Below are 20,803 nucleotides of genomic sequence, written 5' to 3'. Positions count from 1 at the left end.
CTCCTTAGCGGCCGGAGCCCGAGTAGGGCAGGAGCGCCATCTCGCGCGCGTTCTTCACGGCGCGGGCGATGAGGCGCTGCTCCTGCACGGAGACACCGGTGATGCGACGGGCGCGGATCTTGCCGCGCTCCGAGATGAACTTCCGAAGGGTCGCGACATCCTTGTAGTCGATGACGCCGACCTTGACGGACTTCGCGGGGGCGGCGTTCTTCGCGCCCTTGCCGCCGCGAGGCTTGCGGCGGTCGCCGCTGCTCTTTCCAGCCATGGTTCTTTCCTGTCGTGTGTGAGTTTCTGGTGCGAGCGGATGCCACGTGGCATCCGTCGCCGGCCTGACGGCCTAGAAGGGCGTCTCGTCGCCGTAGTTGGTGCCCGGGGTGTTCCAGACGTCGCCGCCGCCCGAGGACTGGGCGGGAGCGCTGGGCGCCCACGCGTCGTCGGACGACTGCTGACCGCCCCCGAAGGAGCCGCCTCCGCCGACGCCGCGGTTGGACTGGGCGCGCGTCACGGACGCGGTGGCGTAGCGCAGGCTCGGGCCGATCTCGTCGATCTCGAGCTCGATGCTGGTGCGCTTCTCGCCCTCCTTCGTCTCGTAGGAGCGCTGCTTGAGACGTCCGGAAGCGATGACCCGGGTTCCCTTGGTGAGCGACCCCGCGACGTGCTCGGCGAATTCACGCCAGCAGCTCGCACGGAGGAAGAGGGCTTCGCCGTCCTTCCACTCGTTCGCCTGACGGTCGAACGTGCGGGGCGTCGACGCGATCGTGAAGTTCGCGACAGCCAGCCCGCTCTGCGTGTAGCGCAGCTCGGGGTCGGCGGTGAGGTTGCCCACCACGGTGATGACGGTCTCGCCGGCCATGGGGACTAGGCGTCCTTCTTGGCGGAGGCCTTCGCGGCGGCGGCGGCCTTCTTGGCGGCCTTCGCCTCCTCGGCCTTCTTCGCGGCGGCGACCTGGGCGATGCCCTCCTCGGCACGGAGCACCTTGGTGCGCATGACGGCCTCGCTGAGGTTCAGCTGGCGGTCGAGCTCGTTGGTGGTCGCGGACTCGGCGGTGAAGTCGACGACGGCGTAGATGCCCTCGGACTTCTTGTTGATCTCGTACGCCAGGCGACGCTTGCCCCAGATGTCGACGTTGTCGACGGTGCCGCCATCGTTGCGGATGACGTTGAGGAACTTGTCGAGGCTGGGAGCAACGGTGCGCTCGTCGATCGACGGATCGAGGATGACCATCAGCTCGTACTGGTGCATGACAGACCCACCTCCTTCGGACTCAGCGGTCACAGACGGTCTGTGACAGGAGGGTGTACATGCGTCGTACTGCGGAGGCCCGGAGTCGGGCACGCAGACAACCGGTCAAGTGTAACGGATGCCTCGCGCCCGCGCACATCGGCGCCGCGCGCCGCGCGCGCCGCGCGCCGCCGATCGCAGGTGCGCGCTCTTGCGACCAGTGCGCGGGCACGAGCCTGCGCACTCGTCGCCGAACCGCGCACTCATGATCTGCTGCACGGCAGCCCAGCGGCGATGAGTTCGTCGCGCAGACCGATTGCGCCCGACCCGAGGTCCGACCATACCCACCGTGCGACGTCGCGGTCGTGGTAGCGCTTGAGCCGCCGCTCCCGCTCCTTCTCACGCCAGAGCACATCGGCGGGCAGTGAATCCTTCAGGTACTCGTCGGTCGAGTACTTCACGAACCCGTCGAACTCGCCGCTCACCCCGAATTCGGGCCAGTCGAAGTCGACGACGGCGACCGAGCCGTCCGGGTCGACGAACCTCTGCTGGAGGCGGGGGTCGGGGAATCCGAGCAGGCGGATGTGCGCCCTGCTCATCGATTCGCCGGCGCTTGCCGCGAGCGCATCGCCGAACCCGACCGCGGCCCGTGCGGTCCGGGCTCCGCTTCTCGGCGGCTCGGCGATCCGCGCGAGGTCCTCGCGCCGAGCGCCGTCGTGTCGGAGCACTCCCGCCGGACGTACCTGCCCGTCGACGAACCTCCAGGGCAGCGCCCGAACGACGGTCTTGAGCGCGGCATCCACCGCGGTCACTGCCGCGGGAAACGACCGGGACCGTGCGACATCCACCGTCGTCCGGGCCACGCTCGTCACCCGCACACCGTGAGCGCGGATGATCTCCTCCTCTGCCAGGGGTCCGCGATACCAACGCACGGAGGTCGTCGATGGTGGCGGCGTCCGATCCGTCGTCGCAAGGTGGACCCACGTGGGCAGCGGACGCAGCGTCGGGATGCCGAGTACGAGTGCCGCGCTCTCGCCGACGAGAACCGGGTCGTCGGATCGGCGACGCAACGTCGCCGCGATCTGGAGGAGGTGCCGCTGTTCGGAGGCCAGGGCGTCCCAAGCTGACGCGTCGACGTACGCTCCGGGCAACACCCGGCGGTGACCGTTCGACCGTGCCGAGCGTTGCACTCGACGCGCGGACGGTTCTGCGCCGAGCTCATCGCCGACGTACGACAGGGTGATCGGAAACGCGACAGCGGACATACGGCCACCGTTGCGCGATCAGCCGGCCCCGAGCCGGTGCTCGACGCCGCCCCCGGACGCCGTCGACGTTCGGCCGGATGTGGAGGACGACTCGACCATCCGGTCCGCAGTTGCACGACCGATGCGCAGCCTCGGACCTGCGCACTTGTCGCGGATCCGCGCACCCCGGACGGAAGCGAGTGCAGCGATGCGCGCACGCGGCGGCGCGGCGGCGCGCACGCGGCGCGGCGGCGCGTGTCAGGCGTCGCCGCGGGCGGCCCACCAGGCGAGCAGACGCTCGCGCGCGGCATCCGCCCCGATGGGGCCCTCGTCGAGCCGCACGTCGAGCAGGTACTTGTACGCCTCGCCCACCACCGGCCCGGGGCGGATGCCGAGCGCCGCCATGATCTCCTGCCCGTCGAGCTCGGGGCGCACGGCCGCGAGCTCCTCCTCCTCGGCCAGGCGCGCGACGCGCTCCTCGAGGTCGTCGTACGCGAAGCCGAGGCGGTCGGCCTTGCGTCGGTTGCGGGTCGTGACATCCGCCCGGGTCAGGATGTGCAGGCGCTCGAGCTGGTCGCCGGCGTCGCGCACGTAGCGGCGCACGGCCGAGTCGGACCACGCGCCATCCGTGTACCCGAAGAAGCGCAGGTGCAGCTCGATGAGGCGCGAAACCGCCTTGATGGTGTCGTTGTCGAAGCGCAGCGCGCGCAGTCGCTTGCGGGCGAGCTTCGCGCCGACCATGTCGTGGTGGTGGAACGAGACCGCACCGCCCGGCTCGAGCCGGCGCGTGGCGGGCTTGCCGATGTCGTGCAGCAGCGCGGCGAGGCGCACGACGAGGTCGGGGGAGTCGAGCACCGCGCGCGAGGCCTCGTAGTCGATCGCCTGGTCGAGCACGGTCAGGCTGTGCTCGTAGACGTCCTTGTGGTGGTGGTGCTCGTCGATCTCGAGGCGGAGCGCCGGGATCTCGGGCAGCACGCGCGCCGCGATCCCACTGTCGACGAGCAGTCGGATGCCGCGGCTCGCCGCCGCCGTGCACAGCAGCTTCGACAGCTCGTCGCGCACGCGCTCGGCGGAGATCCGGTCGATCTCGGGCGCGAGCTCGGACATGGCGGCGTGCGTGCCCGGCTCGACCTCGAACCCGAGCTGCGCCGCGAAGCGCGCGGCACGCATCATCCGCAGCGGGTCGTCGCCGAACGAGACCTCGGGCGCCGCGGGCGTCCGCAGCACCTGCGCGATGAGGTCCTCGACCCCGCCCGACGGGTCGACGAGCGTCCGCTGCGGCAGTCGCAGCGCGAGCGCGTTCACGGTGAAGTCGCGGCGGACGAGGTCGTCCTCGAGCGACGTGCCGAAGACCACCTCGGGCTTGCGCGAGGTGCCGTCGTACGCGTCGGCACGGTAGGTCGTGATCTCGACGGTGTGCCCCTGCACGATTGCGCCGATGGTGCCGAAGGCGCGCCCGATGTCCCAGTGCGCCTCGGCGACGGGCTTCACGACGGCGAGGATCTCGTCGGGCGTGGCATCCGTCGTGAAGTCGAGGTCGTTCGTCGACCGGCCGAGGAACGCGTCGCGGACCGGACCGCCGACGAGGGCGAGCTCGAAGCCGGCCGCCTCGAAGGCGTCGGCGAGCGTGGCGACCGTCGGCGAGGCCGCCAGACCCGCGAGCCGGTCGAGGGCCTCAGCGACACTCTGCATTGCTCCATGTTAGGCAGGACGCCGTGAGCGCCGCCGCCCCCGACGGCGGCATCGGCCGGCGGCATCGGCCGTCGGCACCCCGGCGCCGCCCCGGCGCCGCCCCGCAACCTCCCGGTTCGCTCCCCGTAGAATCGCCTCCATGCCGGCCGAGTCGACCCCTCCTCGACGCCTGCGCCGACTCCTCGCCCTCCTGTTCGCCGGGGCCGCGACCGTGGCCCTCGGGGTCGCCGGCGCGGTCGCGCCGCTCGACGGTCCGACGGGCGCTCCGGCCGCCCGCGCGGCCGAGCCCGAGAGCGGAGTCAGCGTCAGCGTCGCCCCTGCCGACGGCACCGCGGTCGCGGCCGGTGCGCCCATCGACGTGGTCGTCGAGATCGTGAACGGCGGCGACGCCGAGGTCGCGGCCGGCACGCTCTCGCTCGGCGTGGCCGCCTCGGGGCTCGACGACGTCGGCGACCTCGACGCCTGGGCGAGCGACGGGGGTCTCCCCGCGTCGGCGCGCACGGTGTTCGAGCGCGCGACCGCAGCGCTCCCCGTCGGCGCGGTCACGACGCTGGAGTTCACGCTCCCGGCGAGCGCCACCGGCGCGGCCGACCCGGCGGTCGGCCTCGCCGCGTCCCTCGAATCCGGTGGGGCGGATGTCGCGTGGGGCACCACCGCGGTCGCCAACGCGCTCGTCACCGACGAGGACCGTCCCGGGCTGGCGCTGGTGTATCCGCTCACGGTCCCGGTGAACGAGGGCGGCATGCTCCCCGCCGAGCGACTTGAGTCGTGGACCGGTCCGACCGGCCTGCTCACCCGCCAGCTCGAGGCGGTGTCGGGGACCGGCGTCGCCATCGGCATCGACCCCCGGATCCCCGTCTCGATCCGCGCGCTCGGTTCGTCGGCGCCCGAGTCCGCCGTGGCATGGCTCGAGGCGCTGGCGGAGATGCCCAACGAGGTGTTCCCCCTCGCCTACGCCGACGCCGACATCGCCGCGCAGTCGCAGGCCGGACTCGACGCACCGCTCGAGCCGCTCGGGTTCGCCGACGTCGTCGACGCGGCGGACTTCGCCGACGCCCAGGGTCCCGCCGGAGCGACGAACGCCCCGGGCGAGGCGCCGACGGATGCCGAGCTGCTCGACTGGGACTTCACCCGGACCGACCTCGCCTGGCCCGCCGACGACACCGTGGCATCCGGCGACCTCGACCGCTTCGCCGCGGGCGGCCTGACCACCGCCATCCTCGCTCCCGGCAACGTCGAGATGACGGATGGCGCGTCGAACGCGGCGGCCACGATCGACGGCCGCGGGGCCGTCGTGGCCGACGCCCGGCTGCAGGCTCCGCTCCGCCTCGCCGCCGCCGCCCAGACGGACGCCGAGTGGCGCAGCGCGACCTCGCGCCTGCTCGCGGAGCTGGCGCTCGGCCCGGGTGACGCGTCGGCGACCCTCCTCGGCTCGTTCGCACGCTCGGCCGGGGCCGACGCCGAGCGCGTCGGCGAGACGCTCGCCGCCCTCGACGGATCGCAGTGGTCGCGCACCGCGACGCTGACCGAGGCCGTGGGCGCACCGCCGGTCTCTCGCACCCTGGTCTCGCTCCCCGAGGACGCCCAGCGTCTCGAGAACGTCGACCGCCTGCTCGGCGCGGAATCGGCGGTCGACGAGTTCTCCGACGTGCTCGACGACCCGACCCTGCTCACCGCGCCGACGCGACGCGACCTCCTCGAACTCCTCGCCGTCGGATGGCTCGACCTCCCGACCGAATGGACCGAGGCGGTCGGCCGATGGCTGGTCGACCAGCGCGCGATCACCGACTCCGTCTCGGTCGTGCCGACGAGCAGCGTGCTCGTGGTCGCGAGTGAGACGGGCATCCCGATCACGATCGAGAACGACCTGCCGTTCGCGGTGAACGTGGTCGTGACGGTCGACCCGTCGAACGGACGGCTGCTCGTCGAGGACACCGTCGAGGCGACCGTCGAGGGCGAGAGCCGCCGCACCGTCCAGGTGCCGGTCGCGGCCGGCGTCGGCAGCGGCGAGGTCGACCTCGAGGTCTCGCTCACGTCGCCCGGCGGCACCCCGCTCGGTTCGGTCGTCCGGATCCCGGCGAACGTGCACGCCGACTGGGAGGGCGTCGGCGCGACGATCCTCGCCGTGCTCGCGGTCGTCGTCTTCGGCGCCGGCATCCTGCGCACCATCCTGCGCCGCCGCCGCCAGCGCGCCGCGGCGGGTGAGGCGACGGATGCCGCCTCGGAGGCCTCGCCCGACGACGCCGGGTCGAACGGCGACGCCGACGCCGCGACCCGACCGGAGGACCCCTCGAATGGCTGACGATCGCATCGCCCGGGCGAGCCTGTTCCTCGCGTCGGGGACGATCGTCTCCCGCATCCTCGGGTTCCTGAAGGCGATCGTCCTCGCCGCGACCATCGGCGTCGTGGGCTCGGCGAGCGCCGACGCGTTCGCCGTCGCCAACGGACTGCCGAACACGGTGTACGTCATCGTCGCCGGCGGGGTGCTCTCTGCGGTGCTCGTGCCGCAGATCGTGCGCGCGAGCGCGCACGCCGACGGCGGCAGCGCGTACATCAACAAGCTCGTCACGCTCGCGCTCGTCGTGATCGGGGCGGCCACGATCGTCGCGACCGCGCTCGCGCCGGTGCTCGCGTGGATCTACGGCGGGAGCTTCCCGCCCGACACGCTCGCGCTCGCCACGGCGTTCGCGTTCTGGTGCCTGCCGCAGATCTTCTTCTACGGCCTGTACACCCTGCTCGGCGAGGTCCTGAACGCCCGCCGCAGCTTCGGCCCGTTCACCTGGGTGCCCGTCCTGAACAACGTGGTCGCCCTCGCGGGCCTCGTCGCCTTCGGCCTGCTGTTCGGGTTCGACCCGGACGGCACCCGCACGGCCGAGGAGTGGACGCCCGGGATGATCGCGCTGCTCGCCGGCTCGGCGACGCTCGGCATCGCGGCGCAGGCCGTCGTGCTCTTCTGGTTCTGGCGCCGGATCGGACTGCGGTACCGCCCGGACTTCCGCTGGCGCGGCGTCGGACTGCGTTCGGCGGGCCGCATGGCGGCGTGGACGTTCGGGATGCTGCTGCTCACGACCTTCGCCGGCATCGTGCAGACCCGGGTCGCGGCGACCGCGTCCGAGCAGGGCGCATCGGTCGCGGCCATCGAGAACGCGTGGCTCATCTTCATGCTCCCGCACTCGGTGATCACGGTCTCGATCGCGACCGCGTACTTCACCCGGATGAGCGAGCACGCCCGCGACGGCTTCCTCGACCGCGTGCGCGACGACCTCTCCGGTGCCGTCCGGGCGGTCGCGCTGATCCTGGTGCTCGCCTCGGCCGTGCTCGTCGTCGTCGCCTACCCGTTCGCGGCCGTCTTCCAGCCCGGCAACCTGGCCAATGCGGCCGCCCTCGGCAACGTGATCGTCGCGTTCGCGATCGGCCTGGTGGGCTTCAGCATCCTGTTCGTGGTGCAGCGGACGTTCTACGCGCTCGGCGACACGCGGACGCCGTTCATGTTCACGCTGGTCCAGGTCGTCGTGTTCACGGCCCTGGCACTGACCGCCCTCCTGCTCCCGGTCGAGTGGACCGCCGTCGGCGTCGCGCTGGCGACCACGATCTCCGGAACGGTCCAGCTCGGCCTCGCACTGCTGCTGCTCCGGCCGAAGCTCCAGCGCCTCGACGCCACACGGGTGCTCGCGAGCCTCGCGCGCGACATCGCCGCGGTCATCGTGCCCGTCGTCGCCGGCTTCGCGATCGTCTCGGCGTTCGGCGCCTTCACCGAGGGCGGCTTCGCGATCGCCGACCGCTGGGGGGCGATCCTCGTCATGGCCCTCACGGGAACAGTGATGGCGCTGCTCTACGGCGGCATCCTGTGGCTGCTCCGCTCACCCGAGCTGCTCGGCTTCGCCGGGCCCGTGCTGGCCCGTCTCCGGCGCCGATGACGGCGGATGACGCGGGGCTCGAGCCCGCGGCATCCGCTCGCTCGCTGCCCAGCCTGTGACCCGCCCGTGAGCGCCATCGGGGCCGGAATAGGCGCCGCCTAGACTGTGTTCACCATGTCGTGGCATCCGGTGAGTAGGATGCCGCGGCATCGCACGGAACGACAGGAGCGGGTTTGCGCGACATCATCATCATCGGGTCAGGGCCGGCGGGATTCACCGCCGCCATCTACGCGGCCCGCGCCGAGCTGAAGCCGCTGCTCATCGCCAGTTCCGTCGAGATCGGCGGCGAGCTCATGAACACGACCGAGGTCGAGAACTTCCCGGGCTTCCCCGAGGGGATCATGGGCCCCGACCTCATGGGCAAGATGCAGGCCCAGGCCGAGCGCTTCGGCACCGAGGTCGTCTACGACGACGTCGTGGAGCTCGAGGTCGAGGGCCCGGTCAAGCGCGTCAAGCTCGGCAACGGCGGTGAGCACGAGGCGAAGGCGATCATCTTCGCGACCGGCTCGGCGTACCGCAAGCTCGGCCTGCCCGAAGAGGAGCGGCTCTCGGGCCACGGACTCTCGTGGTGCGCCACCTGCGACGGCTTCTTCTTCCGCGAGAAGACCATCGCGGTCGTCGGCGGCGGCGACTCCGCGATGGAGGAGGCGACCTTCCTCACCCGCTTCGCCGACAAGGTCTACGTGATCCACCGCCGCGACCAGCTCAAGGCGTCGAAGATCATGCAGCAGCGCGCCTTCGACAACCCGAAGATCGAGTTCGTCTGGAACGCCGCCGTCGACGCCATCCACGGCGACACCGCCGTGACGGGTGTCACGCTGCGCGACACGGTCTCCGGCGAGGTCAGCGCCCTCGACCTCGACGGCCTGTTCGTCGCCATCGGCAACGATCCCCGCACGCACCTCGTGCACGGCAAGCTCGACCTGACCGCCGAGGGCACCATCGCCGTCGACGGCCGCTCGTCGCGCACGTCGGTGCCCGGCGTGTTCGCCGCCGGCGACGTCATCGACCCGACCTACCGGCAGGCCGTGACCGCGGCCGGTTCCGGCACCGTCGCCGCCCTTGACGCCGAGCACTACCTCGCCGCGCTCGAGGACACGCACGGCGAGCCCGTCGCAGCGGCGGCGGAGGCCGCCGAGGTGGACGAGCTCGTCGCCGTCGACCTCGCGGACGCCGCCCGCTGACCACGCTTTCCGGGTCTGATGCCGACATCGACATGTATGCCGGCGGACGCTCCGGGCCATCGCTTCCACCAAAGGAGATATCCATGACTGCACGTGCAGTGTCCGAGGCCACCTTCGAGCAGGAGGTCCTCCAGAACGAGAAGGCCGTCCTCGTCGACTTCTGGGCCGAGTGGTGCGGCCCGTGTCGCGCGGTGAGCCCGATCCTCGACCAGATCGCGACCGAGCACTCCGACAAGCTCGACATCGTCAAGCTCAACGTCGACGAGAACCCGGGCCTCGCGATGAAGTACCAGATCACCGCGATCCCCGCGATGAAGGTCTTCAAGGGCGGCGAGGTCGTCCGCACCGTCATCGGTGCGAAGCCGAAGCCGATCCTTGAGCAGGACCTGGCCGAGTTCATCGGCTGATCATCGCCTGATCGGTCCGAGGGCCCGTAACCGTATTGATCGGTTACGGGCCCTCGGCGTCTGCGCGGCTGGCCCGGGCGCTCGGCGTCACGCAGTGGCATCCGGTTCGGGCGCCCCGACGCGGCTGGCTAGCATGGAGAGCCTGAGCAGAACGGAATCCAGCAGTGACCTCTGACGGAGTGCCCGAGCGGGCCGGCAACAACCTCGATCCGTGGTACGCGAACTACGCCGAGCGAGCCGCCGGCTTCGCCGCCTCCGAGGTGCGTGCCCTGTTCGCCGTGGCGTCGCGGCCCGAGGTGGTGTCGCTCGCCGGCGGCATGCCGTTCGTCTCGGCGCTTCCGCAGGAGCTCATCACCTCCGCGTTCGAGCGGACGATGCGCGAGCAGGGGCCGGTCGCCCTGCAGTACGGCTCGGGCCAGGGCATCCCGTCGCTCCGCGAGCACATCCTCGAGGTCATGTCCCTCGAGGGCATCCGCGCCTCGGTCGACAACGTCGTGACCTCGACCGGCTCGCAGCAGGCCCTCGACTTCGTGGCGAAGCTCTTCCTCGACCCCGGCGACGTGGTCCTCGCCGAGGCCCCGTCCTACGTCGGCGCCATGGGCGTCTTCCGCTCGTACCAGGCGTCGGTCGTGCACGTCGCGATGGACGACGAGGGCCTCATCCCGGAGGCGCTCCGCGAGACGATCGCGCACCTGCGCGGTCAGGGGCGCCGCATCAAGTTCCTCTACACCATCCCGAACTTCCACAACCCCGCCGGCGTCACGCTCTCCGCGGCGCGGCGACCCGAGATCCTCGAGATCTGCCGCGCGAACGAGATCCTGGTGCTCGAGGACAACCCGTACGGACTCCTGCACTTCGACGAGCCGGCGCCCGACGCCCTCCGATCGATGGACCCCGAGGGTGTCATCTACCTCGGTTCGTTCTCGAAGACGCTCGCCCCGGGTTTCCGGGTCGGCTGGGCGCTCGCTCCGCATGCGATCCGCGAGAAGCTCATCCTCGCCGCCGAGTCCGCGATCCTCTCGCCGTCGTCCTTCAGCCAGCTCGTGGTGTCGGAGTACCTGTCGCAGGCCGACTGGCGCGGGCAGATCGACGCGTTCCGCGGGGTGTACCGCGAACGCAAGGACGCGATGATCGAGGCGCTGGGGGAGTACCTCCCGCAGCTCTCGTGGACCAACCCCAACGGCGGGTTCTACGTCTGGGTGACGCTGCCCGACATGCTCGACTCGAAGCAGATGCTGCCGCGCGCCGTGCGGGAGCTCGTCGCCTACACGCCCGGCACGGCCTTCTTCGCCGACGGGCGGGGTCGGCACGCGATGCGGCTCTCGTTCTGCTACCCGACTCCCGACGCCATCCGCCTCGGGATCCGCCGCCTCGCGACGGTCGTCAACGGCGAGCTCGATCTCCTCGACACCTTCGCCGGCACCGGCACCCTCCAGCTTCCCGATCGCCCGGGCATCGAACTCGCCCCGCCCACCGACCTCAAGTAGTGGAGAACCCCTGATCATGAGCGATTCCACCGGCCTCTCCGTCGTCGTGCTCGCCGGGGGCATCTCCCACGAGCGCGATGTCTCGCTGCGCTCCGGCCGACGAGTCGCCGACGCCCTGACCGAGGCCGGTCATCGCGTCGAACTGCGCGATCCCGACGCCGCCCTCCTGCCGTACCTCGCCGAGCACCGACCCGACGTCGTGTTCCCGGCGCTGCACGGGTCGAGCGGCGAAGACGGCACGTTGCTCGAACTGCTCGCCGCGCTCGACATCCCCACGGTCGGCTCGACCGGTGCGGCAGCCCGTCGGGCATGGTCGAAGCCGGTGGCGAGCTCGCTCGTGGCCGCCGCCGGCGGCGCGGTTCCGAAGTCGATCGTGCTGTCGCACGAGGCGTTCCGAGAGCTCGGGGCCGCGAGCGTGCTGCGGGTCGTCCGCGACGCATTGCCCGGAGACCTCGTGGTGAAGCCCGGCTCGGGCGGGTCGGCGCAGGGCGTCACGATCGTCGAGGCGCCGGCCGACCTTCCGCGGGCCATGGTCGACGCGTTCACCTACGCCGACGTCGCCGTCGTCGAGCGACGCGTGGTCGGCACCGAACTGGCGATCGCGGTCGTCGAGACGGATGGCGCGCCGCGCGCGCTCACGGCGGTCGAGATCGTTCCGTCCGCCGGCGTGTACTCGTTCCAGGCGAGGTACAACGCGGGGGAGACCACGTTCTTCTCGCCGTGCCGCCTTCCGGAGGAGTCCGTCGAACGTGCAACGGCTGCCGCGCTCGCTGCGCACCGCACGCTCGGACTCCGCGACATCTCACGCGTGGACCTCATCGTCGACGACGAGGGTACGCCGTGGTTCCTGGAGGCGAACGTGCTGCCCGGGCTCACCGAGACCTCACTCGTGCCGCTCGCGATCGAGGCGTCCGACACCGATGCGTCGACGGTCTACGACGCGCTGGTGCGCACGGCGGCTCGGCGCGGCGCCTGAGTCGCGACCCGGCGGTGCGTTCGGGCCGCCTCGCTCCACGCTGGCGCTGTCGTGCTCAGAGCCCTTCGAGGTTCTCGCCGAGTTCCGACAGGATCCGCCGGAGGTCCTGGACGGTGGCGAAGTCGATGTTGATCTGGCCTTTTCGAGCACCGAGCGAGATCTTGACGCGCGTGTCGAGACGGTCGCCCAGCCGGGTCGACAGGTCGTCGAGGAACTCCTGGCGCTTGCCCGCGGCGGGCTTCACCCGGGCCTGCTTCGGCGCCGCCGAGACGATCGCCTCAGCGGCGCGCACCGAGAGGTCCTCGTTGACGATCTTGTCCGCGAGGCGCTGCATCGCCTGCGGGTCACCGGCCGCGAGGATCGCGCGTGCGTGCCCGGCACTCAGCACACCGGCCGCCACCCGCACCTGAACCGGCTCCGGGAGTTTCAGGAGGCGCAGCGTGTTCGAGATCTGGGGTCGGGACCGTCCGATCCGCGACGCCAGTTCCTCCTGGGTGATTCCGAAGTCGGCGAGCAGTTGCTGGTAGGCGGATGCCTCTTCGAGCGGGTTCAACTGCGAGCGGTGCAGGTTCTCGAGGAGCGCGTCGCGGAGCATCGCCTCGTTCGCCGTGTCCTTGACGACGGCGGGGATGCTGTCGAGGCCGGCCGCCTTGGTCGCCCGGAGACGTCGCTCTCCCATGACGAGCTCGTACTTGCCGGGCTCATCGGGATGCGGCCGGACGACGATGGGCTGCAGGACGCCGAACTCGCGGACCGAGTGGACGAGCTCCTCAAGATCGTCGGCATCGAACACCGACCGCGGCTGCTGCGCGTTCGGGACGATGTCGTCGGGGTTCAGCCGCGCGAGATGGGCACCGGGCACCGTCACGAGGTTCGCCTCGACGGCGTTCTCGACGGCCGCGACCGCCGTCTTCGGCGCCTCACTGTCCGGGAAGAAGACATCGACGGGCCGAGTCGCCCGCGGTGCCGCGTCCTCCGTCGTCGGGATCAGGGCGCCGATCCCGCGGCCGAGTCCAGTGCGCTTGGTCGCCATCAGTCGGACTCCTTCTGTTCGGACGCGTTCCGCGTCCCACGCCAGGCGATCTCCGCCGCGGCTTCGCGGTAGGAGAGCGATCCGGTCGACGCGAAATCGTAGCTGATCACACTCTGCCCGTAGCTCGGTGCCTCGGAGACGCGGACCGAGCGGGGGATGATCGTGTCCAGGGTCTGCGTGGGGAAGTGGTCGCGGACCTCCTGGGCCACCTGCTGGGCCAGGTTCGTGCGCGAGTCGTACATGGTGAGCAGGATCGTCGTCAGGCGCAGCTCGGGGTTGAGGTGGCGCTCGATGAGCTCGATGTTGCTCAGCAGCTGCGACAGGCCCTCGAGCGCGTAGTACTCGCACTGGATCGGGATGAGCACCTCGCGCGCGGCGACGAAAGCGTTGATCGTGAGGAGGCCCAGCGACGGCGGGCAGTCGATGAAGACGTAGTCGTAGGGATGCTCCATCGCGGCCAGGTGCGCGTCGAGCGCGCGGCGCAGCCGCTGCTCACGGGCGACCAGGGACACGAGTTCGATCTCGGCGCCGGCGAGGTGGATGGTCGCCGGCACGCAGTCGAGGTTCTCGTGCTCGGTGGACGGCTGCACGACGTCAGCGATCGGCAGGTCGGAGACGAGGACCTCGTAGACGCTCTGCAGCTCGGAGCGGTGATCGACGCCGAGGGCGGTCGACGCGTTGCCCTGCGGGTCGAGGTCCACGACGAGCACGCGCGCTCCGGCCCGAGCCAGCGCCGCAGCGAGATTCACCGCGGAGGTCGTCTTCCCGACGCCGCCCTTCTGATTGGAGATCGTGAAGACGCGCGTGGCCTCGGGAAGCGGCAGCACGGCCTGGTCGAGCGCGAGACGGCGCCGGGTCTCGTCGGCAAGCTGATCGGCCAGTGGAGTTCCTCCGTGTGATTCTGATGTTTCACGTGAAACCGACCCGTGCGGACCGGCGGCGACGGCGTGATTCATGGTTGCGGCGTAGGGGTGGAAGGCCGGCTCGGCTCGCTCGACGCCGTCCCCATGGGACGTGTCCGACGGCTCATCTCCCGCCCCGACAGCATACGACTCCTCGGACTCGGATTCCGATTCGGGGCCGGCCTCGGGAGCGACCCCGTGGTCGACCTCTGGGGCGCCCTCGGGGCGATCGACGTCGACCCCCGCGGGCACGGCGTCTCCGCCGCTGATCTCCGCGGCCTCGTTCCTGTCCCGCGGCACCTCGGGTGATCCTTCGGGACCGGGCATCGATCGCGATACCGAATCAGCGACATCGGCGATGCCGGTCTGCGAGTCGGTTCGAGTGGCGGCTCGTGGCTGGTGCAGGCTCGAGACCGTCTCCGCGGTCGCGTCACCCACGATCTCGCGGATGATGTCCTCGAGCAGCTTGTCCGGGTCGCTGTGGGGGAGCGGAGGGTTCGCCGGCGAGACCTGCGGCGCCGCTTCTTCGGAAAGCGCGGCGGCGGTCGCCGCATCCCAGTCGTATCGCTGGGCGGACGGACGGCTGCCTGAATCGGTGCGCGATGCATTCCCGTTCGAGGTCTCCTCGGCCTGCTCCGATCCGTCGGTGCCGGTCGAGGCGGAAACCTCGGCGGGCTTCGGCGTCTCGCGCGCCGCCGCCGTCACGTCGGTGGCCGAGGGCGGCCTGGGTTCCGCCGCACCCCGCCAAGCGGTCTCCGGGGGAGCCCAGCGGCGGTCTGTCTCAGAGTCGGCTCGAGCGGCAACGCCGCTCGGATCGTTCCGGGTCGGCGTCGATGCGAGCACACCGGCGTGTGCGTCCTCGCTCGGACGACTCGGTGCGGCGGCGGGTCGCAACAGCGAGTCGAAGTCAGGCTGTCCGCCCTGCGAGACCCGACTCCTCGCCGCCTCGGCGGCCTCGGCGGCCTCGGCACGACGCTGGGCTTCGTAGGCCTCGATGCGTGTGAGCTCGGTCTCGCGCTTCTCCGGCACCGCTTGGACTGGGTCGGACTGCGGCTTCCTTCGCTGGAACCAGCCGCGGCCACCGTTCGCCATGCCCCACTCCTGACCCGTCCCGAGATCTCGCACCATGCACCAGCGTGCGATCGCTTCGAGCGTCAAGCCTAATCGTCGACGCCGACGCTCGAGCAGCGTCTCGCCGTGGATCGGTGAACTCGACGAATGCTGCAGTCGCCGGATCGGGGATTGCACTGTTCACGTGAAACGCCTCGGTGCCTCCGTCGTGGTGATGGCCTTCTCGTCGGCCGGTCACGATGTCGTGTGCTGCGATCACCTCATCAGCTCACTCGTCGTGGAAGATAACCGGGGCGGCCTCGATCCCGGTTGGTGCCCTCCCGAGCCGAACGCACCGGGATGGCGAAGTATCGGGCATGGAACGGGATCTTCAGGCGAACAGCTCCCCGGGTCGGCGTATGGCGGTCGTCCGCCCGGAATCAGGCTCGGGATGGCGATCGTCGTCAATGATCGTGCGCGTCGTCGCCGTTGCTGCGTTGCCATGTTTCGGTGCCCTCGCGTCGGACATGGATCTCGTCGCCCACGAGCCGTTGCGTGGGGATGTCGGCGGTGTCGCCGCGAGGCGTCGCGGAACCGTGGCGGCGCGATCCGCGCCTCGCCCCTCGCCCTGGCTACGGACCCCGTGCCCCTGCCCCTGCCCCTGCCCCTGCCCCTGCCCCTGCCCCTGCCCGATTGTTCCGAGCCGTCCGCGATGCGTGGGCGCCGACCTCTGCGGCGGGGAGGCGATCGTGCGTGGAACCTGCCGGCATGACGTCCATGGGATCGCGCTCGGCACCCGGGCCATCGCACGGCGATCCGACACACGAACGTCCATCGTCCAAACGACAGCCCATCTGATCAGGGCAGCACGATCCGAGTGGGAGGACCGATCGCTCAGCGCTTCGCTGTCCCGCCCCGCGTGACCTCCTTCCACCGGCGAGGGCCGACTGCCCGGTTGACGGACGTCACGAGATCATCGTCACGGGCTTTCGACGGAATCGATCCCGATCAGCCAACCTGCATCCTGCACCCCGGTCGCTGTCGCGGCCGATTCATACGGGTATTCGACGAGGGGAGCGCACTCGGCATCGTGCCACGGCTCGGCCACGACGAAGAAATCCTGAATCGCTCGGTACGCCGCTGACTGCTGCCCCGTTCGCGGCACCCATGCTCAGGAGGTCGCTTCGGACGGGCGGGATCGAACCGCCGCGACTGCACCGACGTCCGACCGGACCCTGGCACCGCCGGAGCGTGACGCGTGGAGGTCGCACTCACCGACGATGCACTCCTCCTCGCGCCGCGTGCTCGACGCCCAAGTGGCCGGCACCGATCGGGCGGGCGGGATCGTCGTGAGCCGGGCTGAGCGCACGGACGCGCCCTTCGTCGAAGCGACCCCCTCGGATGAACCCGCGACCGCAGGGAGAACACAGTGCCGTGCAGCACGGATCACGCAGGGAGAACTGAGCCGTGTTTCACGTGAAACGCCAGCCGCGCGGCGCCCCGGTGCACAAGCGAATCAGCGTGCGTGGCGCCGAAGCGCTGTTGTTCCGAAAGTGCGCAAGGTGGATCGGACCAACCGGGACTGGACAGCCGCGCGTCCGCACAGATCCGGTCTCGCGATCGAAGCCTGTTTCACGTGAAACGCAGGAGGCTCGACCAGTGGAGCTCCTGCCACGCGGTCGACACCGTCGGTGGCGTGCGATCCACCACGCGACGCTATCCCTCGACGGCGCGACGAGCAACCGCGCCGCACAGGTCTCGCTCCGCACCCCGTTTCACGTGAAACGCTGGCGGATCCAGTCCGACGGCTCTCGGCCCGAGTCTCCGGTCCATCGCATGCCCTTGCTCGATCGATCACCGGAAGGCCAGGAGGGCGACCCTGGGCTGACTGCCCCCTTGGCTGACTTCAGTCCGTCACCGGGTCCGTCCGCAATGAACCTCCGGGGTGACGTGCGAACCGAACAGTCCGTCCGGCGGTCGCCGCGGAACGGCCGCGGTGAGACGGACGGTGCCGCGCGAGGCAGATCGCTGAGTGCATCACTCAGGGCCCAGCCGAAGCCGACTGACTCGAGTCATCGGGCCAGACGCCACTGCACGGCGGGTGCAGTGGCCCATGACGCGGAGCTCTCGTCGCTCTCGATTCCGATCGTGAATCCGGGCGATCCCGGACCAGACCGACCGGCATCCCGTCTCGATGTTTCACGTGAAACGTCAGGTCGGCCCAACCGTCAACGCGCCGCGGCGGGGCCGTAATCGGCGGTGATCGATCGTGTCGTCGGGTCGAGGCTCATCACGCCACCATGGGGGAGGATCCACTGCGGCCGCGTATGTCCGAACGGCGGTCCAATGCACACGACGGCGTGCGGGTTGTACCGCGCCACCTCGGCGACGATGGCGTCCCTCTGCGCGGTTCGTCGAGCGACCCGGGCAGAGGGCGACGGCAGTTCGTCGTGAGAGCTCGTCGGCGGACGAGCGGCAACCACGGCAGCGAGCGGTTCGAGTAGGCCGCGTTCACCCATCGCACGGAGGATTCTCGCGACCCAGTCTGCAGGCGGAAGCAACTCGCTCGTTTCGATCAGCAGCACGGCGCCTTCCAACGCATCCGGCGGGACTGGGAACCGGTCCGCAACGAGGATCTGGTCGATGACCTCGAGGCAACCGTCCCACGTCGGACCGCACACGGGCGTCGATCCGCCGGCCCAGACCCACGGTTCCGTTCGCTCACGCGGGGGAGACTCGGTCAACGAACGCGGATCGTCCCAGGGCAGACCGAAATCCTCGGATTCGACGGGATCGACGACCGCGAGCTCACCGCCGTCGAGAAGCGCGGCACGTAACGATCGCGCATGCACCTCATCCACCCGCGGACCGGCACCCCAGGTGGACTTGGGTGCTTCCCCCGTAGAAGCTTCCGATCCCGTGCGTCCACAGCCAGTTGTGAAGGTTGGTGTTGTCGCTGTAGCCGACGAAGGGCTTCGGATCATCGCTGATCGCGGCCACGTCCACATGCGGGATCACGAGGATCTGATCGTCTCCGCCGATGGTGGCCAGCACGGCACGGATCGACCGATCGGTGAATGCGGTCATCAGGTCCGCCGCGCGGTCAGCGGGCGACGCATCGGGGCATCGAGTGGTGGGGTACTCCACCGGGACCAGACCGGTGAGTTCGGTGAGACGCCGCATCGCCTGCTCGTGGGTCGCGGGGAAGTAGGCAGGCGCCGCCCATGCGGGTGAGAGCACAGCGACCCGATCGCCGGGGAGCGCCTTGGTTGGCTGGATCACGCGGTCGGGCGCCATCGGCCGATCATCTCGCACTGCCGTGCCGGAACGCCACGGCGCCGGTGTGCCGGACCGGCGCTTACTCCGACGGCACCCGCGCCCGGAACACGCGGGTCACGTCGTCGACGATGCCCTCGCCGAGCACGACGACCTCGACATCACTGAGACGGAACTTGCGGATCGCCTTCTCTGCGGCCCCGATCTCGCCGTCGACCCCGCTGCCCTTCATGAGCACGAGCTCGCCGCCGGGACGGAGCAGGGGAGCGGTGATGGGGATCAGCGTGCGCAGGGCGCTGACAGCGCGGGCCGTGACCTGGTCGAGTCTCCCCTTCAGCTTGACCTCTTCGGCCCGAGCACGCACGACGTCGACGTTGCCGAGCGCGAGTTCGGCGACCTGCCGCTCGAGCCATGCGACGCGACGTTCCATCGGCTCGATCAGCGTGAGGTGCACGTCGGGACGCGCGATCGCGAGCACGAGACCCGGCAGGCCGGCTCCGGAGCCGACGTCTCCGACGCGACCCGGACGAAGGAGGGGAGCGACGAGACCCGAGTTCACGACGTGTCGAGACCACAGACGTGGGAGCTCGAGCGGGCCGATCAATCCCAGCTCCTCACCGTGCCGGGCGAGGTTCTCGGTGAACGTGCGCGCGACGTCGAGGCGGTCGCCGAACACGGCGGCGGCCGACGGCGGCTCCGGCTCGAGACCGGTCGACGGGGCAGGGGTGGGATCAGTCATGTTTCACGTGAAACGTCAGCGAGTGATCAGCCGACGCGGGTGATCACCGTGTGCCGGTCCGCGCCTTCACCGCGCGACTCGGAGTGCAGGCCACGCTCGGCGACGAGGTCGTGCACGAGCTTGCGCTCGTACGACGACATCGGCGGAAGCGCGGCCTCCGAGGCACCGGTCTCGATACGCTCGGCCGCCCGCGCGACCAGTCGGCCGAGCTCCTCCCGGCGCGCATCGCGCGATCCGCCGACGTCGAGGATCAGCCGGGAGAACGCACCGGTCTTCGTCTGGACGGCCAGGCGTGTGAGCTCCTGCAGGGCGGTCACGGTGTCTGGCCGCGAGAGCACCGTGAGGCTCGCCGCCTCGGCGGCGTGCACCGAGACGTACGCGCGACCGTTGCGGGCGTCGATGTCGATGTCACCGTCGAGGTCGCAGATGTCGAGGAGCTCCTCGATGTAGTCGGCCGCGATGTCGCCCTCCTCCTCGAGCTGCGCGAGGGTCCGGGTCGCGGCGTCGTGCTGGACGTCCGTCATCGGGGTCACTTCCTGTTCTGCTTCTTCGAGCGGTTCTTGCCCATGGGCTGCTGCCGCTGCGTCGGGGCGGGCTTCTGCGGTTCGGCGTCCTCGCCGTCGGACTTGGTCTCGACGACGAGCTTGCCCTTGCGCGCGAGGCGCGCCTCGCGCGCCTTGGCGGCGTCGCTGCCGGGGGTCGGCATGTTGCGGATGACGATGAACTGCTGGCCCATGGTCCAGAAGTTCGAGACGAGCCAGTAGAACATCACGCCGAGGGGGAACGCGACACCCGAGAACGCGAAGACCAGCGGGAGCAGGTAGAGCAGGATCCGCTGCTGGCGGAACATCGGGCTCGCCTTGGTCTCGGGCGACATGTTCTTCGAGACGATCTGCAGCTGCGTGATGAACTGCGAAGCGGTCATCAGGATGATCATCGTGACGGCCACGAACATGGTCGAGGCGCTGAACGGGTCGCCGGCAATCATCGCGTTCCACTCGCCGATGAAGGTCGAGTTGAGCGGCGCACCGAGGAACGTCGCGTTCGAGAACTGCGAGGCGAGCTCCGGGGTCATCGCCCCGACGCCGCCGCGCTCGGCGTGGATCGACGCGTCGTTCAGCACGGAGAAGAGGCCGAAGAAGATCGGCATCTGGAGCAGGAGCGGAAGGCACGACGACAGCGGATTGGTGCCGGTGCGCTTGTAGAGCTCCATCGTCTCGCGCGACATCGCCTCGCGCGAGAACTGGTCCTTCTTGCCCTTGTACTTGTCCTGGATCTTCTTCAGCTGCGGCGCGACCTCGAGCATCCGCCGCTGGCTCTTGATCTGGCGCACGAAGATCGGGATGAGCGCGGCACGCACGACGATGACGAGGCCGGTGATCGCGAGCACCCAGGTGATGCCCGCGGCGGGGTCCATCCCGAAGAACGTGAACAGCGAGTGGAACGCGACGAGGATCAGCTCGATGGCCCATTTGATGGGCCACAGGAGAATGCTGAAGATGTCCATGGGAGCGGGTCAGTCCTTCCGGGACGTGATGGGGGAGAGTTCGGGTTCCGCGAGACGGGGCGGGGCGGATGCCACGGAGTCGCCGGCCGGGGAGTGGTCGTGGGTGTGCGCCGCTTCGCGCGGCGCGTGGGTGTGCCCGCCGTGGGCATCAGCGGTGACCGGGACGCC

General features: G+C 70.3%; 18 protein-coding genes. 6 read left to right on the top strand and 12 right to left on the bottom strand.

The features are described 5' to 3' along the window. Positions 1-4 precede the first annotated feature (4 nt). From rpsR to GJ743_RS06695, 5 genes are all read right to left on the bottom strand, one after another. Positions 5-265 carry a 30S ribosomal protein S18 gene (gene rpsR, locus GJ743_RS06715; RefSeq protein ID WP_067947514.1) on the bottom strand — a complete coding sequence of 87 codons (261 nt, stop codon included), beginning with the start codon at positions 263-265 and terminating at the stop codon, positions 5-7. Between the two features lie 72 nt (positions 266-337). Next, entirely contained in the window at positions 338-853 is a 516-nt protein-coding gene (locus GJ743_RS06710) for a single-stranded DNA-binding protein (protein WP_155051097.1), read from the bottom strand. Between the two features lie 5 nt (positions 854-858). Further along, positions 859-1,242: a 30S ribosomal protein S6 gene (gene rpsF / locus GJ743_RS06705; RefSeq protein WP_155051096.1), complete on the bottom strand. Its 384-nt coding sequence runs from the start codon at positions 1,240-1,242 to the stop codon at positions 859-861. 242 nt (positions 1,243-1,484) lie between these two features. Next, positions 1,485-1,820: a hypothetical protein gene (locus GJ743_RS06700; protein WP_155051095.1), complete on the bottom strand. Its 336-nt coding sequence runs from the start codon at positions 1,818-1,820 to the stop codon at positions 1,485-1,487. Between the two features lie 903 nt (positions 1,821-2,723). Next, entirely contained in the window at positions 2,724-4,157 is a 1,434-nt protein-coding gene (locus GJ743_RS06695; protein ID WP_155051094.1) for a CCA tRNA nucleotidyltransferase, read from the bottom strand. 139 nt (positions 4,158-4,296) lie between these two features. Here GJ743_RS06695 and GJ743_RS06690 point away from each other — a divergent pair, with 139 nt between their 5' ends. From GJ743_RS06690 to GJ743_RS06665, 6 genes are all read left to right on the top strand, one after another. After that, on the top strand, positions 4,297-6,459 hold the full coding sequence (locus GJ743_RS06690; RefSeq protein ID WP_155051093.1) for a DUF6049 family protein: 2,163 nt from the start codon (positions 4,297-4,299) through the stop codon (positions 6,457-6,459). Beyond that, positions 6,452-8,074, top strand: a complete 1,623-nt coding sequence (murJ, locus tag GJ743_RS06685) for a murein biosynthesis integral membrane protein MurJ (RefSeq protein WP_155051092.1) — start codon at positions 6,452-6,454, stop codon at positions 8,072-8,074. Before GJ743_RS06690 ends, murJ begins: the two co-directional genes overlap by 8 nt. A 173-nt stretch (positions 8,075-8,247) precedes the next feature. After that, the gene (gene trxB / locus GJ743_RS06680) at positions 8,248-9,258 is read left to right on the top strand and encodes a thioredoxin-disulfide reductase (protein WP_155051091.1); all 1,011 of its coding nucleotides are present in this window, start codon (positions 8,248-8,250) and stop codon (positions 9,256-9,258) included. 83 nt (positions 9,259-9,341) lie between these two features. Beyond that, a complete protein-coding gene (trxA, locus tag GJ743_RS06675) occupies positions 9,342-9,665 on the top strand; it encodes a thioredoxin (RefSeq protein ID WP_155051090.1) in 324 nt (107 codons plus the stop codon). A 164-nt stretch (positions 9,666-9,829) separates the two neighbouring features. Further along, complete coding sequence (locus tag GJ743_RS06670; RefSeq protein ID WP_328288874.1) at positions 9,830-11,152, top strand: aminotransferase-like domain-containing protein; 1,323 nt, start codon at positions 9,830-9,832, stop codon at positions 11,150-11,152. A 16-nt stretch (positions 11,153-11,168) separates the two neighbouring features. Next, entirely contained in the window at positions 11,169-12,128 is a 960-nt protein-coding gene (locus GJ743_RS06665) for a D-alanine--D-alanine ligase family protein (protein ID WP_155051089.1), read from the top strand. 55 nt (positions 12,129-12,183) lie between these two features. Here the strand turns inward: GJ743_RS06665 and GJ743_RS06660 are convergent, their stop codons facing one another. From GJ743_RS06660 to yidC, 7 genes are all read right to left on the bottom strand, one after another. Then, positions 12,184-13,161 carry a ParB/RepB/Spo0J family partition protein gene (locus tag GJ743_RS06660; RefSeq protein ID WP_155051088.1) on the bottom strand — a complete coding sequence of 326 codons (978 nt, stop codon included), beginning with the start codon at positions 13,159-13,161 and terminating at the stop codon, positions 12,184-12,186. Next, positions 13,161-14,117, bottom strand: coding sequence for a ParA family protein (locus GJ743_RS06655; RefSeq protein ID WP_155051154.1), 957 nt, complete (start codon positions 14,115-14,117; stop codon positions 13,161-13,163). Before GJ743_RS06655 ends, GJ743_RS06660 begins: the two co-directional genes overlap by 1 nt. 3,224 nt (positions 14,118-17,341) lie before the next feature. After that, a complete protein-coding gene (locus GJ743_RS20145) occupies positions 17,342-17,974 on the bottom strand; it encodes a hypothetical protein (protein ID WP_328288873.1) in 633 nt (210 codons plus the stop codon). After that, positions 17,967-18,410: an LD-carboxypeptidase gene (locus tag GJ743_RS20140; RefSeq protein ID WP_328288872.1), complete on the bottom strand. Its 444-nt coding sequence runs from the start codon at positions 18,408-18,410 to the stop codon at positions 17,967-17,969. The genes GJ743_RS20145 and GJ743_RS20140 overlap by 8 nt, the downstream gene beginning before the upstream one ends. 61 nt (positions 18,411-18,471) lie before the next feature. After that, positions 18,472-19,128: a 16S rRNA (guanine(527)-N(7))-methyltransferase RsmG gene (rsmG, locus tag GJ743_RS06645; RefSeq protein ID WP_155051087.1), complete on the bottom strand. Its 657-nt coding sequence runs from the start codon at positions 19,126-19,128 to the stop codon at positions 18,472-18,474. Between the two features lie 26 nt (positions 19,129-19,154). After that, entirely contained in the window at positions 19,155-19,652 is a 498-nt protein-coding gene (locus GJ743_RS06640) for a Jag family protein (protein WP_155051153.1), read from the bottom strand. Positions 19,653-19,657: 5 nt separating this feature from the next. Next, positions 19,658-20,635 carry a membrane protein insertase YidC gene (gene yidC / locus GJ743_RS06635; RefSeq protein WP_155051086.1) on the bottom strand — a complete coding sequence of 326 codons (978 nt, stop codon included), beginning with the start codon at positions 20,633-20,635 and terminating at the stop codon, positions 19,658-19,660. Positions 20,636-20,803: the final 168 nt, after the last annotated feature.

Origin of the sequence: Agromyces bracchium (assembly GCF_009709675.1) — a bacterium.
GTDB lineage: Bacteria > Actinomycetota > Actinomycetes > Actinomycetales > Microbacteriaceae > Agromyces > Agromyces bracchium.
This window is presented reverse-complemented; position numbering and strand designations above follow the sequence as displayed.

Excerpts from the sequence above, each read along its gene's own strand:
- rpsR (WP_067947514.1), bottom strand. The coding sequence starts at position 265 with ATGGCTGGAAAGAGCAGCGGCGACCGCCGCAAGCCTCGCGGCGGCAAG.
- GJ743_RS06710 (WP_155051097.1), bottom strand. The coding sequence starts at position 853 with ATGGCCGGCGAGACCGTCATCACCGTGGTGGGCAACCTCACCGCCGAC.
- rpsF (WP_155051096.1), bottom strand. The coding sequence starts at position 1,242 with ATGCACCAGTACGAGCTGATGGTCATCCTCGATCCGTCGATCGACGAG.
- GJ743_RS06700 (WP_155051095.1), bottom strand. The coding sequence starts at position 1,820 with ATGAGCAGGGCGCACATCCGCCTGCTCGGATTCCCCGACCCCCGCCTC.
- GJ743_RS06695 (WP_155051094.1), bottom strand. The coding sequence starts at position 4,157 with ATGCAGAGTGTCGCTGAGGCCCTCGACCGGCTCGCGGGTCTGGCGGCC.
- GJ743_RS06690 (WP_155051093.1), top strand. The coding sequence starts at position 4,297 with ATGCCGGCCGAGTCGACCCCTCCTCGACGCCTGCGCCGACTCCTCGCC.
- murJ (WP_155051092.1), top strand. The coding sequence starts at position 6,452 with ATGGCTGACGATCGCATCGCCCGGGCGAGCCTGTTCCTCGCGTCGGGG.
- trxA (WP_155051090.1), top strand. The coding sequence starts at position 9,342 with ATGACTGCACGTGCAGTGTCCGAGGCCACCTTCGAGCAGGAGGTCCTC.
- GJ743_RS06665 (WP_155051089.1), top strand. The coding sequence starts at position 11,169 with ATGAGCGATTCCACCGGCCTCTCCGTCGTCGTGCTCGCCGGGGGCATC.
- GJ743_RS06660 (WP_155051088.1), bottom strand. The coding sequence starts at position 13,161 with ATGGCGACCAAGCGCACTGGACTCGGCCGCGGGATCGGCGCCCTGATC.
- GJ743_RS06655 (WP_155051154.1), bottom strand. The coding sequence starts at position 14,117 with ATGAATCACGCCGTCGCCGCCGGTCCGCACGGGTCGGTTTCACGTGAA.
- GJ743_RS20140 (WP_328288872.1), bottom strand. The coding sequence starts at position 18,410 with ATGGCGCCCGACCGCGTGATCCAGCCAACCAAGGCGCTCCCCGGCGAT.
- rsmG (WP_155051087.1), bottom strand. The coding sequence starts at position 19,128 with ATGACTGATCCCACCCCTGCCCCGTCGACCGGTCTCGAGCCGGAGCCG.
- GJ743_RS06640 (WP_155051153.1), bottom strand. The coding sequence starts at position 19,652 with ATGACGGACGTCCAGCACGACGCCGCGACCCGGACCCTCGCGCAGCTC.
- yidC (WP_155051086.1), bottom strand. The coding sequence starts at position 20,635 with ATGGACATCTTCAGCATTCTCCTGTGGCCCATCAAATGGGCCATCGAG.